This window comes from Achromobacter aegrifaciens, from assembly GCF_902859735.1.
In the GTDB taxonomy this organism is placed as follows: Bacteria; Pseudomonadota; Gammaproteobacteria; order Burkholderiales; family Burkholderiaceae_B; genus Achromobacter; species Achromobacter aegrifaciens.
The window spans coordinates 491355-507308 of sequence record NZ_CADIJY010000002.1; the positions used below are offsets into that span (position 1 = coordinate 491355).

Consider the following 15954-nt stretch of genomic DNA (forward strand, 5'->3'; position numbering starts at 1 on the left):
TGGGCGCGTCAGTACTTGAAGCTCACGCGCGCCCAGACCGTGCGGCCCGGCTCATTGACTGCGGTGTTGGCGGCATAGCCGAAACCCGCATTCCCCGCCAGGTTCAAGTGTTCGCTGTAGGTTTTGTTGAACAGATTGTCCACGCCCAGCGACAGGCGGACCTGCTTGTTGACCGCATAGCCGCCGTTGACGGAGAAAACGCCGAAGCCAGCGCTCGGGCCGAAGTCCTTGCCGACTACGTTGCCCTCATTCAAGGCGTAGCGTTTTTGCGCGGCCACGATGCGCCACAGCGCCCCGGCCGACCAGGTGCCGTCATCGTAGGCGGCGCTGAGCCTGGCCTCCAGCGGCGGCATCTGCGGCAGCGCCCTGCCGTCGCTGCGGTTCTCGCCCCAGGCATACGCGAGCGTCGCGCCCAGTTTCCACGCGGACGCGGGCTTGTATGAGACGCCGAGTTCGCCGCCTGCAATGCGTGCGTCGACATTGCTGGCCTGCGACGCCGGACCCATCATGCCGCCCGAGGTGTAGCTGAACAGGATGAAGTCATTGACGTAACCGGCGTAGCCTGAGAACCAGGCGTCCAGCGCTTCGGTTTTGTACTGGGCGCCGAAATCCAGCTGGGTGGTTTTCTCGGGCTTCACGCCCTGGAAGGCGTTGACGGACCCGGCAGGCCCCTGGTCCGGAGAGAACAGCTCCCAGTAATCGGGGAAGCGCTCGACGTGGCCCAGGCCCACATAGACCGTGGCCGGCAGCGAGGCCAGATCCTGCTCATAGCGCAGGAAGCCGCTGGGCAGCGTGTCCTTGCGGCGCTCATCCGCTGTGGGATTGGGCATGGGCATCATCATCGAGCCCGTGTCCTGGCGGAAGTCCTTGGCCGAAGCCCAGTCGACCCGTGCGCCGCCGATGACGCGGCTGTCCGGCGCGACGCGCCAGGTCAGTTCGCCGAACAGTCCGGTGTTGGAAAAGTCGGCGTCCTTGACCCAGCTCTGGCTGCTGTACGGCACGGTATCGGTGCCGCTGCGGGAGCGATGGCGGCTCTGCTGGAAATCCAGGCCGGTGACCAGACTGATATCCGGCGTCAGTTCCCAGGTGCCGGCGTAGCGGCCGCCCCAGGTCGCGCGGTCCACGTCGGCCGCCATGGCCATGGGCATGGCGCTCATGGGGTCCGGCGCGCGCAGCGTGTAGTTATCCATCACGTGATCGGCGTAGTTGTAGTACAGCTGCGCCTCGACCTTGCTCAGCACGGGTCCCAGGTTGCGCTTCTCGAAGCGCAGGCCGAAGCTCTCGCGCTTGAACTGAGAGCCGTCCATGCCGCGGCCGGCATAGCGTGCTTCGCCATCGCCCGTGCCCGCGGTCAGTTCGTACAGCGTGTCGGCGTCGGGCGTGAAACCCAGGGTCAGGTCGGCGTTCCACTTGTCCCAGCGCGAAGGCACGGTGTTGCCGTCGCCGTCCTTGTAGTCCTGGGAGTGGGAATGGTTGGCGGTGATGCGCGTGTAGACCTTGTCGTTGCCCACGGTCAGGTCGGCGGCCTGGTCGTTGCGGCCGAACGAGCCGCCCGTCAGGCTGCCGTCGAATCGCACGCCGGCTGCGGTGAAACGGGGCGTGTCGCGGTCGAACTTGACCGTCCCGGCCGACGCGCCGGGTCCCCACAGCACGGTCTGCGGTCCCTTGATGACCGTGAGCTGGTCGAAGTTCTCGGGCGAGATATAGGAACTGGGCGCGTCCATGCGCGCAGGGCACGCGCCCGGCATGGAGGTGCCATTGGTCAGCAGATTCAAGCGCGAGCCGAACATGCCGCGCAGCACGGGATCGCCGTTGGTGCCGCCATTGCGGATGGCCGAGAAGCCGGGAATCGTCTTCAGATAGTCGGTCCCGTCGCTGGCCGGCAGCGGCTGGCGCGGGATCTTGGGATCCGTGGTGAAGGTCAAGGGCGCGCTGGGTTCCACGCCCGTGATGACCACGGGATCGGTGGTGTAGACGTCGGGCGTGTCGGCGGCTTGGGGCCAAGCGGGAAATGAGGCGGCCACTGCGGCGGCCAGGCAACTCGCGCGCAGGAATTCTTGGTTTGTGGTCATGTCTGGTGTCTGTCGATCGGGAACGTGCGGTGGCAGGCGCGGACGGGCGGCGCGGCCGCCTGCCTTTAAGAAAGGCGTGGCAGGAGCGCGCTGTCTGCGCATGGGCGTGACGAAGTGGGGGCCCTCCCCGCGCGGCGCAAAAGGACCTTGGCCCGCTGCGTGCGGACGACGCTGGCGCAACCGCTCAGGCCCGCGGGTTGGCGAGCTGCGCGGATGGCATGTCGTGGAAGTCTGGGGAGAGGGTCAGGCGGATGGCGGCGGCGCGCGCGACCGTTGCGGCAGCCGGGTCAAGGCGCTTGCAACGTGGGGTTCGGCGGCGGGGGGATGGACTGCGGGGGCTGCGGCTGGCAGGAGCCAGGCCAGCAGCACGATTTCGGGCGGCAGCGCGTCGCTCAGCATGGCGCAGCCTGCGCTGCAGCAGTGCGGCAAGGCGCCGCTGTGCTGCTGCGCGCCCTGCTTTTGCCCATCGGCATCCAGCGTCACCACGCGTGGGCCGCTGGCCGTGCAGACGATGGTGGTGACACCGGGCTTGCCCGTTCCGATGCCCGAGGCCGCCAGCGCCGAAGACGCGATCAGCGCCTGGAAGACGAACAGGGCCATCGCGACCAGCGCGACCCAACGTCTACGGGCATAGGCAGATGCATGCATTCGGCGGTTCCTTATCGGCGCAGATGCTATCACGCAGGGCGGAGCAGATCCCGCGCATGGATGGCAACGCGCAGCCAATTCGGATTGCCGTCTGATGTAGATCAGACAATGCCGCCGCTTCGTGCGCGTCGCCGCCAAGCTTGGCGCAGGCAGGTGATCGGGCTACCCTGTAGCCGGCAGCCCGTAGTGGCGACTTGGCTTTTCAACCATAGAAAGTAGAGGATGCGGATGTCCCGTTGGACTTTTTACACAGCCCCTGGCACCTGTGCGCTGGCGACGCATATCGCGCTCCATGAAGCGGGCGCCGACTTCGACCTGGTCAAGCTGGACATGGGCGCTGCGCAGCAGCAGAGCCCCGAGTACCTGCGCGTCAACCCCAAGGGCCGCGTGCCGGCGCTGGCGACCGAGCACGGCGTGCTGACCGAGACGCCCGCCCTGCTCGCCTTCGTGGCGCAAAGCTTTCCGGCCGCGCAGCTGGCGCCGGTCGACGATCCTTTCGCCTTCGCGCGCATGCAGGAGCTGGCCAGCTATCTGGCGTCCACCGCGCACGTGGCGCACGCGCACAAGCGCCGCGGCGCGCGCTGGGCCGACGATCCGGCCGCGCATGCCGCCATGCAGGCCAAGGTACCGCAGACCATGACCGCCTGCGCCGCCTACCTGGAATCGCAGATCGCCGGCCCCTGGGCGGCGGGCGAGCGCTACAGCGTGGTCGACGGTTATCTCTACACCATCGGCAGCTGGTTGGAGGGCGACGGCGTCGACCTCGCGCAGTTCCCCAAGCTTGCGGCCTATCTGGCCCGGGTTGCGGCAAGACCGGCCGTGCAGCGCGCACTGGCCGAAGCGCAGGCTTCCTGACGGCGGCGGGCTGGCCGGCGCGCGGCGCCCGGCCAGCAATGCCGCCGATAGTATCGGTTTGATTGGCATCAAAACTGGAACGCTGCAGTCAGTTCCGGCGGACTAGCGCGGTATTGCATCCTTTCCTATCCTTCTTCCGTGCCGTTGCTGTCAGCGCGTTTTAAGCTGACGGGCTGACGGAATGCGCGTCCCGGCTCCTCCGGACGCCGAACATACCGAGAATCGAATGAAGCACACCTACGCAGCATTTCTGGCCGCCTCGCTGCTGGCCTTGGGCAGCCTGCCGGCGCACGCCGCGCCCGTGGATTACCAGATCGACCCGGAACACACGGAAGTCGTGGTGACCTGGGACCACCTGGGTTTCTCCAAGCCCACCGCGCATGCCGGGGCCGTGACGGGCGTGATCCGCTACGACGCCGCGCAGCCTGCAAAGTCGGCCGTCGACCTGCGCGTGCCGGTGGCGCGCCTGACGTCGCACGTACCCAAGCTGGACGAAATGCTGCAAGGCGCCGAGTTCTTCCAGGCGGCCAAGTACCCGGACATCCAGTTCAAGAGCACCTCGGTCACCGACCACGGCAACGGCAATCTCAGCATCAGTGGCGTCCTGCGCATCAAGAACATCGAAAAACCGGTGGTGCTGCAGGCGCGCCAGAACAAGCAAGGCATCCATCCCATGGCGCAGCGTCCGGCCATCGGCTTTGACGCCATGACGGTGGTCAAGCGCAGCGATTTCGGCGTGGACGCGTTTGCGCCCGGCGTGAGCGACGAAGTGCAACTTCGCATCACGGTCGAGGCCGTGGCTGACGCCGCACGTTGATTTTCCGGGCGCTGCGATCGCCGCACGCGCAAGGCCCTGGCTCCTAAGACAGGAACCCGATCCAGCGCCCCGCCACCAGGCAAGCCAGCCATAAAAACAGCGAAGCGCCTGCGCGCACGCGCATGGCGCCCGTCGCACTGCCCTGATCCCGCACCGTCTGCCAGGCCAGGCTGCGCCGTGCAAGCACGGCATTGATCGCACCCGCGGCCAGCAGGCCCATCTTGATCCCGAACGCGGGATTCGCCAGGTACTCCAGCGGCTGGACGCTGAAAAGCATGGCGCCCGTCAACGCCGCCAGCGCCAGGCCCGCTGCCGCAGTCCGCGCCAACGCCGGCGCCAGCACAGCCAGCGGTCCGGGCTTGAGCCACCCCAGGAGGCGCAGGTCCAGCGGAACGATGGAGCCTATGAGCAGGCCGATGGCGCCGATATGGGCGGCGTTCACCAGCAGATACAGCGTGCTCCACCGCCGCAGCCAGATCGACGGCGGCAGGGTCTGAAGCTGTTCCAGCGCAAGACGCAGCAGCTCAGGCATGGCCCGGCCGGTCAGGGCTTCTTGATGCGGCTGGGATAGATGTCGTAGGTCTTGCCGCCTACCTTGATCTGGACGGCTTTCATGCGCTTGGCGTCCGACTCGCGGTCGCGGTTGCCGACGGCGACGATGGCATCGCCCGGTTTGGCCGAACCTTCGACGAATCCGGCGTCCTTGGTCTGGGTGGGATTGCCCAGCTCCACGCGCCAGACGCCGTCGTCGGCGCGTACGTCCAGCCAGGGATGCGGGGGCGCGATCTGCACTTGCTGGACCGTGCCTTGCAACGTCATCTGTTCGGATTCGGCCCACGACCAGCCGTGGTGGGCCATCGCGGCGGGCGCCAGGCCCATCAGTCCGGAAAGCGCCAGCGCTGCCGTGGCGACGCGTATGGATAGCTTCATGTCGCTGCTCCTGAATTGCGGTTTGGCTCCCCTTCCTTTGCGGCGGCCGCTCGTGTGGCGCGCGTCCGGCGCAATCAGCATAACGCGGGAGGCGTTGCATATCGAGCTTGATTCAATGATGAGAAATTACTTTAAATAAAGAACCTTAAATATGAAATTAAAGTCATATTAATCAATGAATTAGAAAACTATTCTAAGAACTTGGATGATGCTGAATCTATGCTGAATTCGAGAAATCATCGATTCTCACGGGAAAACCCGGAGAAACTTTCCCGCACGGAATACGGTCGCAAATTGTTCAGGTGATTGTCAGGCACCGTCCCCAAATGGCGCCGTCTGCACGCGCCCGCCGCGCCCAACCGAGAGCATCCGATGACACAGCCCACCCTGCGTTCGCCCGCGAATCCGGCCCTGTTGCTCCAGCCGCGCGCGCCGGCCGGCTTGTCGGTGATGGATGCCACCATGGTGCTGGTGGGCGTGGTGATCGGGATCGGCATTTTCGGCTTTCCGCCGCTGGTGGCGCAGCACGCGAGTTCCGAGGCGATGTACATCGCCTTGTGGTGCGCGGGCGGCCTGGTGATGCTGGTCGGCGCGCTTTGCTACGGCGAGCTGGGCTCGGCCTATCCCGGCGCGGGCGGCGAATACCTGTACCTGACACGGGCCTGGGGCCGGCAGGTGGGACTGATGTTCGCCTGGGCGCGTTGCTCTGTCATCCAGACGGGCGCCATCGCCGTGGTCGCCTATATCTATGGCGATTACGCGCAACGGCTCGCGCCCCTTGGTCCGTACGGCCCCGCCCTGCACGCGGCGATATCGGTGGTGGCGCTGACCGCCTTGAACGTGGCGGGCACGCGCTATTCCAAGCGGTTGCAATGGGTGTTCACTGCGCTGACGGTGGCGGCCTTGGCGGCGGTGCTGATCGCCAGCCTGGCCGCCGCGGGAGACAGCCCGCTGCGCAGCGCTGCCGAACCGGGGCCTTTGACCGGCAATACCGCGGGTCTGCTGGGCATGGGCATGGTGTTCGTGCTGCTGACTTATGGCGGCTGGAACGAAGCCGCCTATCTCAGCGGCGAGCTGCGCGACCCGGGCCGCAACATGAGCCGGGTGCTGCTGATCGGCACGCTGCTGGTGACGGGCGCGTACGTGCTGACCAACCTGGCGCTGCTGGAGATCTTCGGCCTGCAGGGGCTGCGCGATACGCCGGCGCTGGGGGCGGACGTGATGCAGCTGGCGGCCGGCCCCTACGCTGCAGCCCTGCTCAGCCTGACGATCTGCGCCACGGCGCTCAGCACCATCAACGGCACCATCATCACCGGCGCGCGGGTGTATTGCGCCCTGGGCCGCGACGTGCCGCGGCTGCGCGCGCTGGCGGCGTGGGACGCGCAAGGCGAGACGCCCGCTTCCGCACTGCTGGTCCAGGGCGCGATCACGCTTGCGCTGATCGCGCTGGGCGCCTTCAGCCAGAGCAGCGTGCAGACCCTGGTGGCCTATACCGCACCGGTGTTCTGGATCTTCATGCTGCTGGTTGCGGCCTCGGTGTGGCGCCTGCGGCGCATCGATCCGGATCGGCCGCGCCCGTTCCGCGTGCCGCTCTATCCCTTGCCCCCGCTGCTGCTGGCGCTGACCTGCGCCGGCCTGGTGGTTTCCAGCGCCATGTACGCCGGCGCCGGCGCGCTGATCGGGCTGGCGGTGCTGGCGGCGGGCCTGCCGCTGCTGCGCCTGCTGGGGCCCGCGCCGCCGCGGGCCTGACCAAGGTTTCCCCGGGGCGGCGATCCCGTCCGCATGCCTTACCTGCAAGGAGTCCACATCATGCACATCGCGATTCAGTCCTTCAGATCCGTCGCCCGTAGCGCCATGCCGCCCCTGCGCGGCGCCGTGCTCGCGTCGGCGGCCGCGCTGGCCCTGGCATGCGTCCCGCTGCCGTCGCTGGCCGCCGCCGCGCAGCCCTCGGAACAGAAAGAGTACGTGCCGGACGTGGGCCAGGACGGCAAGGACGTCATCTGGGTGCCTACGCCGCAGGCCCTGGTCGATACCATGCTGGACATGGCCAAGGTCACGCCCAAGGACAAATTGATGGACCTGGGCTCGGGCGACGGGCGCACCGTCATCACCGCGGCCCAGCGCGGCCTGACGGCCCAGGGCATCGAGTACAACCCGGACCTGGTCGAACTGTCGCGCCGCAACGCGCAGCGCGCCGGCGTTGCCGACCGCGCCACCTTCGTGACGGCGGACCTGTTCGCCACCGATCTGTCGCAGGCGGACGTGATCACCATGTTCCTGCTGTCTACCATCAACGAAAAACTGCGGCCCAAGCTGCTGGAATTGGCGCCCGGCACCCGCATCGTGTCGAACTCCTTCCGCATGGGCGATTGGGAGCCGGACGCCGAGGAAACCATCCGGCAGGACTGCAACACCTACTGCACGGCGCTCTTGTGGATCGTGCCCGCCAAGGTGGCGGGCAACTGGGAGGTGGACGGCCAGCCCCTGCAGCTGGAGCAGCGCTACCAGCGCCTGTCGGGCAAGCTGGGCGGCGCGCCGATTTCGGAGGCGCGGCTGAATGGCGCCGAGATCTCCTTTGTCGCCAATGGCGTGCGCTACACCGGGACGGTGAATGGCAAGCAGATGAGCGGCAGCGCCGCCGGCCGGGGGAACTGGTCGGCCAAGCGGGTGTAGGGCCGCGACGCGGACGGGTTATGCCGCGTGGCGCCAGGCCGTCAAGGATGCTTCCACATGCCCGATTTCCTGCGCCGTCATCCCGGCCATGGCGTAGTAGCGCTGGCGTTGCTCCACCACCTCGCGCACGTGCTCAAGGATGCCGCGAGCGACGGCTTCAGACCGCAGGCCGAAGCGCCGGTATTCGCTCAGGCAGTTCTGGAATGAGCTTTCCCGGCCGGCTGCGCCGATGTGCAGGTAGTGCCTGGCGGAGCCTTCCTGCGTAACCACGTCGAACAGGGGCGACAGCCGGTAGGTCTGCGCGCCCTCGTCCTTCAGGAAGCCGACGTTCTTCAAGTGGTCGTCGGTGTTGTGGACGGCGACGTTCAGGATCATGCGCGCGTACAGTTCCTTCAAGTCCCGCACCGGGTTGGACGAAATCCGGCGCGTGACGTCCGCCAGCCGCGCGTAGGAATACGTGGCCTTGCCGCGCGCCTCGTCGAGTTCGCGTTTGCCGATCTGCGCCGAGGGGCTGATCAGGGAGGCGCCGCTGAGGAAATGGCGGCGCGCGACGATGGGAGTCGCGCCCTGCCCGGCCGGCAGCAACTCGCGGTCGAAGCGGTGCGTCAGCAGCACCGCGCCCAGATGCGTTTCAGCCAGGCGGATCTCGGGCACCGTCAAGCCGATGGCGCGCGCCATCTGCAGATTGGCGTATTCGACGCGCTGGCGGTCGTAGGAATCCCCCCTGCGCGGAAACTTGGCGATCCACATTTCGCCGCGCTCGTCGCGCACGATGGTCTTGGGGCGCGCGCCGCCGATGTCCCAGGAGCTGCCCAGGATGTCGCGGTACAGGCCCTTGGGCTTGACGCCCTGATCGATATCGGTGAGCAGGTCCGCAAGCGATTCCACCTGGCTGAGTTCCGGCAGGCGATAGGTCTTGCGCATGTTCGGCGTAAGCCGGCGGGCGCTGAAGAACAACGCCCCCACGCCCATCCCGCGTCCCTTGAGCAGGACTTCGTCCTCGGTCACGCGGGCGCCGGCGTTGTCCACGCGCATGACGTTGCGGCCCCATGCGTCGGGGGCGGCGTCAAAGATCGCGCCCAGCGTTTCGTAGCGGCTTTCGGTGCGGAAGGTGGTGCGCGCGTCCACCAGCGGCAGGTTCAGCGGATCCAGCGCAAAGGCGCGCTGATCGTTCACATAGGACTGCACATAGGTGAACTCGGCGTAGAAGCGGCTTTCATCCGAATCGTCCAGCGTCAGCAGGCCGGCGAGCACGGCCTCGCCGTGGATGTCGACGTAGACATACAGCTCGCTTTCCACCGATTTGTGCTTTCTTGCTTTCACGATTTGCGTGGCGCTACAGCTGGGTAGGATCGGCGCGGTGCGTGTTGGGCGTCTTGCCGCTGCCCCGGCTGGGCCGGCGCACCGCGTCCAGGCGTTTGCCTACGCCGTCCAGGTCGGGATCGCCCAGGGCGTAGACCTGGTCCGCATAGCCGTACTGCAGCAAGGCTTCAATGGCCAGCGCCAGGGACACGCCGCCGTCGCCGCGTTCCAGGCGCGTGATGGTGGCGCGCGACACGCCCATGCGGGCGGCCAGCGTGGATTCGGTTTCGGCGCGGCGCAGCCGGGCGGTGCGGATGTTGGCGCCAAGGCGCGCAAGCGCACTGGCGGCATCGAAGCTGGGTTCGATCTTCTTTTTCATGAGTCAATAATAGTGCTTTGTTTGTTGGTTTGCACTATTAATGAGGCATATTAGGAATTAAGAATGTTCTATTAATGAGGCATTATTTTAATTTATGACTCATTAAATCAGCAAAACAGGTCAAACTACAATCGCCTGTTCCAGCCGCAATCCGCCACGCGCCGTGTCCAGCGTGACCTGTGCGCCCAGCGGCAAGGTCAGGTTCGGATCGCCATGGCCGCTGGGCCATCCGGCCAGCACCGGAATGCCGCGCGGGCGGAACTGGTCGAGTACCAGCGGATACAGCAGCCCCTGCGCCTGGGCATCGTCGCCCGGCACGCCGAGGATGCGGGTGAAGTTGCCAACCAGCACGCCTTTGAGGTCGTCGAACTTGCCAGCGGCGGCCAGCTGGCTCAACAAGCGGTCAATGCGGGGCAAGGCTTCGTTCACGTCCTCGATGAAAAGAATTCCGCCGCTGGTGTCGATTTCGCTATCGGACCCGATCAGTGCGCCGATCAGCGCCAGATTGCCCCCGATCAGCCGCCCGGTCGCCGTGCCCGGTATCAGTTCCGTGGCGGTGGCATAGGGCGGCGGCGTGATCCACGCCCCCTGCCCCACCTGGCCGCTGACCATGGACAGCAAATGCGATTCGGTGGGTTCACGCTTGCCGGCCAGCAGGTCCTGCGCCAGCATCGGCCCGTGGAACGTGACGAAGCCGGCGCGGCGCTGCATGGCCAGGTGCAGCGCCGTGATGTCGCTGTAGCCGATGAACGGCTTGGGGTGGCGGCGCAGCAGATCGAAGTCCAGCTGATCCAGCAGGCGCCACGAACCGAAGCCGCCCTGCAGGCACCAGACGGCGCCGATATCCGGCGCGGCGAAGGCCGCATGCAGGTCGGCCAAGCGGTCGGCGTCCGAACCCGCCAGATAGTCATAGGGGGCGTCCAGCCGCGAACGCGAGGCCGGCATGACCTGCGGCACGTAGCCACGCGCCAGCAACCATTCGGCTGCGTCATCCGCGGCATCCAGCGCGGCGGACGCGGGCGCCACGATGGCGACGCGCGCACCGGGCTTGAGCGCGGGCACTGGCGTTGCTGCGCCGCTGGCAACCGGGGGCGCCGCGGAACCGGGCTTGGCCGATTGCGGCGCGCGGCGCGGCGGCGGCTTGGGTGCCGCGCAGCCGGCCAAGGCCGCGGACAGGCACAGGGCCCCGGTGTTGATCAGAAAACTCCTGCGTCCGGTATTTCGCTGCGGTCGCTGGCCTTGCGGCGCTTGTTCCATGGTCATCCCTGCTGCCGTCAGAAACGTTCGTAGTCCAGGCGGTAGCGCCACTGGCCGAGGGCCAGGCCCGCCATCGGCAGGCGGCCGATGCGGATGCGGCGCAGGGCCTGCAGGCGCAATCCCGCCGCGTCGCACACGTATTCGATGAAGCCGGGCGCAGGCGTCTTCAGGGCGAAGCGCAGATGGGTTTCGTTCTGCCAGCTGACCTTCATGGGCGTGGCGGCGCGGCCGTTATAAGCCATGCCGCGCTGCAGGCGCGCCAGGTCGGCGGCGCTGAGCTGGCCGGACACCTGGGCCACGTACTCCTGCTCCACGTAGCGCCCTTCTTCCACCAGCTTGCGCGCGATCGGGTATTCCTGCGTGTAGACGACCAGGCCGCTGGCTGCGCGTTCCAGCGGCGTGACCAGCTTCAGGCCGTTGAGCATGCGCTTCAGGTAGCGCTGCCCGGAACGGTCGCCGGGCATCAGGTTTTCGGGCAGGATCAGGTCGCGCGCAGAGCCGGGCTCGTCATTGGCGTAGAGGCCGGCGGGCTTATGCAGCAGGATGGTCACGGGACGCGCGTCTTCCAGGCGCGCGCCTGGCAGCAGGCCCACGGACTGGCCGGGCGCCACCCGATAGCCCGGCTCCTCGATCTGCTTGCCATCCACGGCGACCCAGCCGCCTTCTATGTAGCGTTCTGCGTCGCCGCGCGAGCAGGACAGTTCGGTGGCCAAGCGCTTGGCCAGGCGTACGCTTTCGCTCATCGCACCACCGCCTTGTGCTGGGAAGCCGCGGGGCCGGGCGTGGAGTCAGGCCATGAATCGAGCCGCAGTTCGGACCGGAAAGAATAGCCGCCTTGCAGCGGCGCCAGTGGGTGCATCGTCATGAGGTATTGCCGGGGTGTTGCCAGAAAAGCGGGCCTTGCGCCCGCGACGTGAGGCAGATGTTACGCCCTTCCCCGGCAGGCTGCCGGCCGCGGCCTGGCTGGCAGCCAATGCGGGCGGCGTTCAGACCGGCGGGAATTCGGCGTGTCCCGCGGGCGTTGCCGCCGGTTGCGTTTCCGCGTCCAGCGCGGCGGGCGGCGGCACTTCGTCGATCCAGGCCTTGAGCAGCGTATGGGTCACCGCCAGGATCACCGGGCCGATGAACAGGCCCACGATGCCGAAGGCAAACAAGCCGCCCAGCACGCCCACCAGGATCAGCAGCAAGGACAGGTTGACCCCGCGCTTGATGAGCAGCGGCCGCAGCAGGTTGTCCAGCATCGCCACCAGCACCGACCAGACCAGCAGCACCGCGGCCGCCAGCTTCATGTCGTTCTGGAACAGCCAGACCACGCCGGCCAGCATGGGCAGGAAAGGCCCCAGTTGCGCCAGGCACAGCATCACCATCAGCGCGGTAAGGATGCCGGCAGCCGGCACGCCCGCGATCCACAAGCCGATCCCGCCCAGCCCGGACTGCACCACGGCGGTCACGACGATGCCCAGGGCCACGGCGCGTATCGCCTGCCCGGCAAGCTTGACGGCCGCCAGGCCGCGCTGGCCCGCCAGCCGGTTGAAGAAGCGCCGCACGAAATCGACCGCCACTTCGCCCTTGGTGTAGAGGATGCCGGCCACGACCACCGTGATCAGCATGTGCATCATGAAGGCGCCGACGATGGCGGCATGCCCGAGCAGCCAGGCCGCGGCGCTGGTCAGGTACGGTTCCAGTTTGGCCAGCAGGCCGCCGGCGCCGGCGTCCGACAGGGTCTGCCATTCCTGCGCAATCTTGGGGCCGACCAGCGGAATGGCGTGGACCCAGGCGGGCGGCGCCAGCAGCGCGTAGTCGGGCAGGCTCTTGACCGCCGCCATGATCGAGCTGCTGTGCAAGGCCAGCGTCGAGATCACCTCGTAAAGCGGCAGCACGATGACGAACAGCAGGATGACCAGCATCGTCAGGGTGCCCATCCAGCGCCGCCCGCCGCAATAGCGCTGGATCGCCAGCATGACCGGCCACGTCGCCACGACGATCGTGGTTGCCCAGACCAGGCCGGGCAGGAACGGGCGCAGGATGTAGAGGCTGCCTGCCATCAGGCCGGCCAGGATCACGATGACGAGGATGATGCGGGCGAGATCGACCGTCTGGCGTGGAAGAGGATTCAACCGCTGCTCCTGACAGGGCCGGCAGCCCTGGTTTGTGGCGCATCGATGCCGGTTGGGCATATGCCCGGTTGGTACACCTGAATGCGTCTTTGGCGAATTTATCCGAAAATCCGGCGCGTATATATACCGGCCGCCCGCAAGCGGCGCCGCCTGCGGCTAACGCGGGGCGCCCGCGCCGTCGCCCGCGCCCTGCGCGCGGATCAGCGTGTAGGCGATGTAGTACTTGTAGATGTTGCTCACGTACTGCACCGTTTCACGCCCGATGCGCTCGGCTGCCACCCGTTCCACATTGTCGAACCAGACGTTCGGGTCCAGTCCGCGGGCGGCGGCGTCCTTGCGCAATTGGTTGATCCGGCCGGGGCCGGCGTTGTAGGCCGCGAAGGCGAACAGCCCCTTGTTCAGGTCCGTCATGGGCTCTTTCGCGTAGTACTGGTCGATCATGAAACGGATGTATTTGACGCCGCCATGGATGTTGTATTCCTCGCGCCGGATGTCACCTACTTTCAGTTCCTTGCCGGTGGCCGGCATGATCTGCATGACGCCTATCGCCCCGACCGAGCTTTTGGCGCCCTGGTCCAGCCGGGACTCCTGGTAGCCCTGCGCCATCATCAGCAGCCAGTCTATGTTGTATTGGTCGCCGTACTTGCGGAAGAAGTCAGCGAGGCGGTGGAATTTTTCGATTTCCTCCGGATCGGTGGCGGCCTTTACCCACTTCACGGATTTCAGGTACTTGGTCAGCTGCTGGTTGCCGAAAGAGGTGCCGACGCGGTTCTTCTCCATGAAGGGGTTGAGCGCCGCCGCGAGCTTGGGCGAGTTCTTGCGGAAGGCGAAGGCAATATCGCTGCCGCTGTCGACCTCCAGATTTTCGTAGACCCGGATCTGCGGGAAGATCTGTTTCCAGAAATTCGCCAGGTAGCGGTCGGCGACCGTGTACTTGACCAGGTCCGCGCTGGCCATCTCCAGGATGTCGTCGGTCTCGAAAGTGCCCGGCGCGTCACGGATGATGGCGGGCTTCAGGCCCCTGGCCGCCAGATCCGCGTTCAGCTTCTTGATGCTGCCGTAGTAGCTGCTGACGGGGCTGATGAAGAGCTCCTGCCCGGAAAGGTCGTCCAGCGACTTGAGCTCGGGCGCGCCTGGCGCGGCCACGACCAGCTCCCGCACGCCCGACGCCAGCGGCGTGGAAAAGTCCACCAGCTTCTGGCGTTCTTCAGTGACCGTCAGATTGGCGGCGATGATGTCGCCCTTGCCCGCCAGCAGATCGGGAATCAGGCGTTCGCGCGAGGTCGGCAGGAACACCACGTACACGCGGATGTTCTTGGTCTTGAGCTGCCGGTTCAGGTCGTTCTCGAACTCGGTCATCATGTCCGCGATGATGCCGCGCTGCGTGCCGCCTTTGTCCAGGAAGTACAGGGTCTTGTTGTAGGGCACCAGCACCCGGACTTGCCGGCGCTTGACCATGCCGTCGAAGTCCCCGGTCCAGGGCTTCATGTTGTAGGCCAGCGCCAGCGGATCGCCTTTGGCCTTCGCCGTCTGGGCGTATCCAGGCGATGGAGGCAACCACAGCAACAGCGCGCAAAGCATCGAGGCAATCACGCGAAATGACATAGTTCCTCCGGCAGGCCCGGTTACTGCGGCAAGTCAGGTATGCCGCGCGGCAAGGCGCGTTGCGCGCCGGGCCGTGGCTACAACAATATCGGGCGGCCGGGGTTCATGCAACGGATTCTTTCCGCTGCGGCGTGCAATGCGGACGGCATCCAACGGACCTCTAGGGCTGCGCGGGTTTCGGCGGCGCATGAGCGGCGTCCTGCCGCTGGGCCTGCGCCATCAGATGCCGGGTCAGCTCGCCCAGTTGTTCGTCCTTCCCTTTCAACTGCGCGAGGCAGTCGGATGAGCGCTGCTCGGCGGCCGCCAGCCGGGATTCCAGCGTCCTTTCGCGATCGCGCGCCGCCGTCAAGGCCGTATCGGCCGCGGCCTGATCGGCTTGCTGGCGCACTTGCATAGCCTGGACTTCGGTGCGCAGGGCTTGCGCCTCTTGTTCCGCCTGGCGGCGCTGATGCTGTTCCTGTTCCAGCCCCTTGCGCGCCTGCGCCGCCTGCTGTTGGCTGGCCGCCTGCGCATCGTCCAGCCGCGCCTGCAAGCGCTTGACCGTGCCGCGTTCGCTGTCCAGCTCATTGAGCCAGCGGCGTTCGTGGGCGGTATGACGGGTTTCCAGCGCATCGAGCGCTTGCGCATGCTGGGCGCGGGTCTTCTCGTTCTCCGCCAGCGCCGCCTGCGTGGCGCTGCGGGCGTCTTCCAGCTGCAGCTGGTTGCGCCTGAGCAGTTCGTCGCGTTGGCGCAGCTGCTGTTCGGCCGACTGCAGCCGGTCTTCGGCGGCCGCCAATTGGGAGGTCGCCACCCTGAGAGCTTCCTGCAGATCCTGTTCGCGGTGCGCTAGCTGGGCTTCGCGTTGCTGCAGCTGTTCGGCGTCCGAGGCCAATTGCTCCCCTTCCCGCGCCAGTTCTTCCCAGCGCCCGCGATAGGCCTGTTCCTGTTGGGCGCGGGCCTCGGACAAGGCGGCTTCCCAGAAGTGCGAGGCGGCCTGCGCCACGGGATCCGGGACGGCAGCCGGCGCTGCAAATGCGCCCGGGTCCTTGATGCGCGCGCCCAAGGCCCGGAACCAGGTTTCCAGATAGGGGCTGACGGTATTCGGCGAGCCCCGGCCGATCTTCTGTCGCACCCGTTCGATAGTGGGCCGCGCGCCCTCCAGCAGCAAGGCGTCGGCGGCGGTCCAGACGTCAGTTTCGGTAATTCCGGTGGCCATGCGCTTGCTCCGTGCCGAATTCGGCATTTGCGGGATAATTACCCACGATAATGGAATCTTATCGAGAGTAATTTAATATTTATGTTAGATATCATACATAATAA

16 protein-coding genes are annotated in these 15954 nt (G+C 66.6%); 4 read left to right on the plus strand and 12 right to left on the minus strand.

The window, feature by feature from the left end; genetic code table 11:
• Window positions 1-8: 8 nt before the first annotated feature.
• Window positions 9-2072 (minus strand): TonB-dependent copper receptor, encoded by a 2064-nt coding sequence (locus HV766_RS08230; RefSeq protein ID WP_119452029.1) that lies wholly within the window; start codon window positions 2070-2072, stop codon window positions 9-11.
• Between the two features lie 243 nt (window positions 2073-2315).
• Window positions 2316-2720, minus strand: coding sequence for a DUF2946 family protein (locus HV766_RS08235; RefSeq protein WP_054454382.1), 405 nt, complete (start codon window positions 2718-2720; stop codon window positions 2316-2318).
• Between the two features lie 228 nt (window positions 2721-2948).
• Between HV766_RS08235 and HV766_RS08240 the strand changes: the two genes are divergently transcribed.
• Both HV766_RS08240 and HV766_RS08245 read left to right on the plus strand, forming a co-directional pair.
• Window positions 2949-3575 (plus strand): glutathione S-transferase family protein, encoded by a 627-nt coding sequence (locus HV766_RS08240; RefSeq protein ID WP_054454865.1) that lies wholly within the window; start codon window positions 2949-2951, stop codon window positions 3573-3575.
• 226 nt (window positions 3576-3801) lie between these two features.
• Window positions 3802-4392: a YceI family protein gene (locus HV766_RS08245; RefSeq protein WP_054454380.1), complete on the plus strand. Its 591-nt coding sequence runs from the start codon at window positions 3802-3804 to the stop codon at window positions 4390-4392.
• A gap of 43 nt (window positions 4393-4435) precedes the next feature.
• Here the strand turns inward: HV766_RS08245 and HV766_RS08250 are convergent, their stop codons facing one another.
• Both HV766_RS08250 and HV766_RS08255 read right to left on the minus strand, forming a co-directional pair.
• Window positions 4436-4924, minus strand: a complete 489-nt coding sequence (locus HV766_RS08250; protein WP_175164377.1) for a DUF6644 family protein — start codon at window positions 4922-4924, stop codon at window positions 4436-4438.
• Between the two features lie 11 nt (window positions 4925-4935).
• Window positions 4936-5322 (minus strand): DUF6152 family protein, encoded by a 387-nt coding sequence (locus HV766_RS08255; protein ID WP_054454374.1) that lies wholly within the window; start codon window positions 5320-5322, stop codon window positions 4936-4938.
• Between the two features lie 450 nt (window positions 5323-5772).
• Here HV766_RS08255 and HV766_RS08260 point away from each other — a divergent pair, with 450 nt between their 5' ends.
• Window positions 5773-7071, plus strand: coding sequence for an APC family permease (locus HV766_RS08260; RefSeq protein ID WP_175181073.1), 1299 nt, complete (start codon window positions 5773-5775; stop codon window positions 7069-7071).
• Between the two features lie 60 nt (window positions 7072-7131).
• Window positions 7132-7995 (plus strand): SAM-dependent methyltransferase, encoded by an 864-nt coding sequence (locus tag HV766_RS08265; RefSeq protein WP_225588732.1) that lies wholly within the window; start codon window positions 7132-7134, stop codon window positions 7993-7995.
• Between the two features lie 18 nt (window positions 7996-8013).
• Here HV766_RS08265 and HV766_RS08270 read toward each other — a convergent pair whose 3' ends face one another.
• From HV766_RS08270 to HV766_RS08300, 8 genes are all read right to left on the minus strand, one after another.
• On the minus strand, window positions 8014-9318 hold the full coding sequence (locus tag HV766_RS08270) for a type II toxin-antitoxin system HipA family toxin (protein WP_254593297.1): 1305 nt from the start codon (window positions 9316-9318) through the stop codon (window positions 8014-8016).
• Window positions 9319-9331: 13 nt separating this feature from the next.
• Window positions 9332-9676, minus strand: a complete 345-nt coding sequence (locus tag HV766_RS08275) for a helix-turn-helix transcriptional regulator (protein ID WP_175180953.1) — start codon at window positions 9674-9676, stop codon at window positions 9332-9334.
• A gap of 120 nt (window positions 9677-9796) precedes the next feature.
• Window positions 9797-10738, minus strand: a complete 942-nt coding sequence (locus tag HV766_RS08280) for a S66 peptidase family protein (protein ID WP_175181075.1) — start codon at window positions 10736-10738, stop codon at window positions 9797-9799.
• Window positions 10739-10950: 212 nt separating this feature from the next.
• A complete protein-coding gene (locus HV766_RS08285; protein WP_175180954.1) occupies window positions 10951-11676 on the minus strand; it encodes an RNA pseudouridine synthase in 726 nt (241 codons plus the stop codon).
• Window positions 11673-11798: a hypothetical protein gene (locus HV766_RS30295; protein WP_302476940.1), complete on the minus strand. Its 126-nt coding sequence runs from the start codon at window positions 11796-11798 to the stop codon at window positions 11673-11675. Before HV766_RS30295 ends, HV766_RS08285 begins: the two co-directional genes overlap by 4 nt.
• Window positions 11799-11919: 121 nt before the next feature.
• A complete protein-coding gene (gene ydiK, locus HV766_RS08290) occupies window positions 11920-13050 on the minus strand; it encodes an AI-2E family transporter YdiK (protein ID WP_175180955.1) in 1131 nt (376 codons plus the stop codon).
• A gap of 156 nt (window positions 13051-13206) precedes the next feature.
• Window positions 13207-14655 carry an MltF family protein gene (locus tag HV766_RS08295; RefSeq protein WP_119452036.1) on the minus strand — a complete coding sequence of 483 codons (1449 nt, stop codon included), beginning with the start codon at window positions 14653-14655 and terminating at the stop codon, window positions 13207-13209.
• A gap of 160 nt (window positions 14656-14815) precedes the next feature.
• Window positions 14816-15850: a DNA-binding protein gene (locus tag HV766_RS08300; protein WP_175180956.1), complete on the minus strand. Its 1035-nt coding sequence runs from the start codon at window positions 15848-15850 to the stop codon at window positions 14816-14818.
• Window positions 15851-15954: the final 104 nt, after the last annotated feature.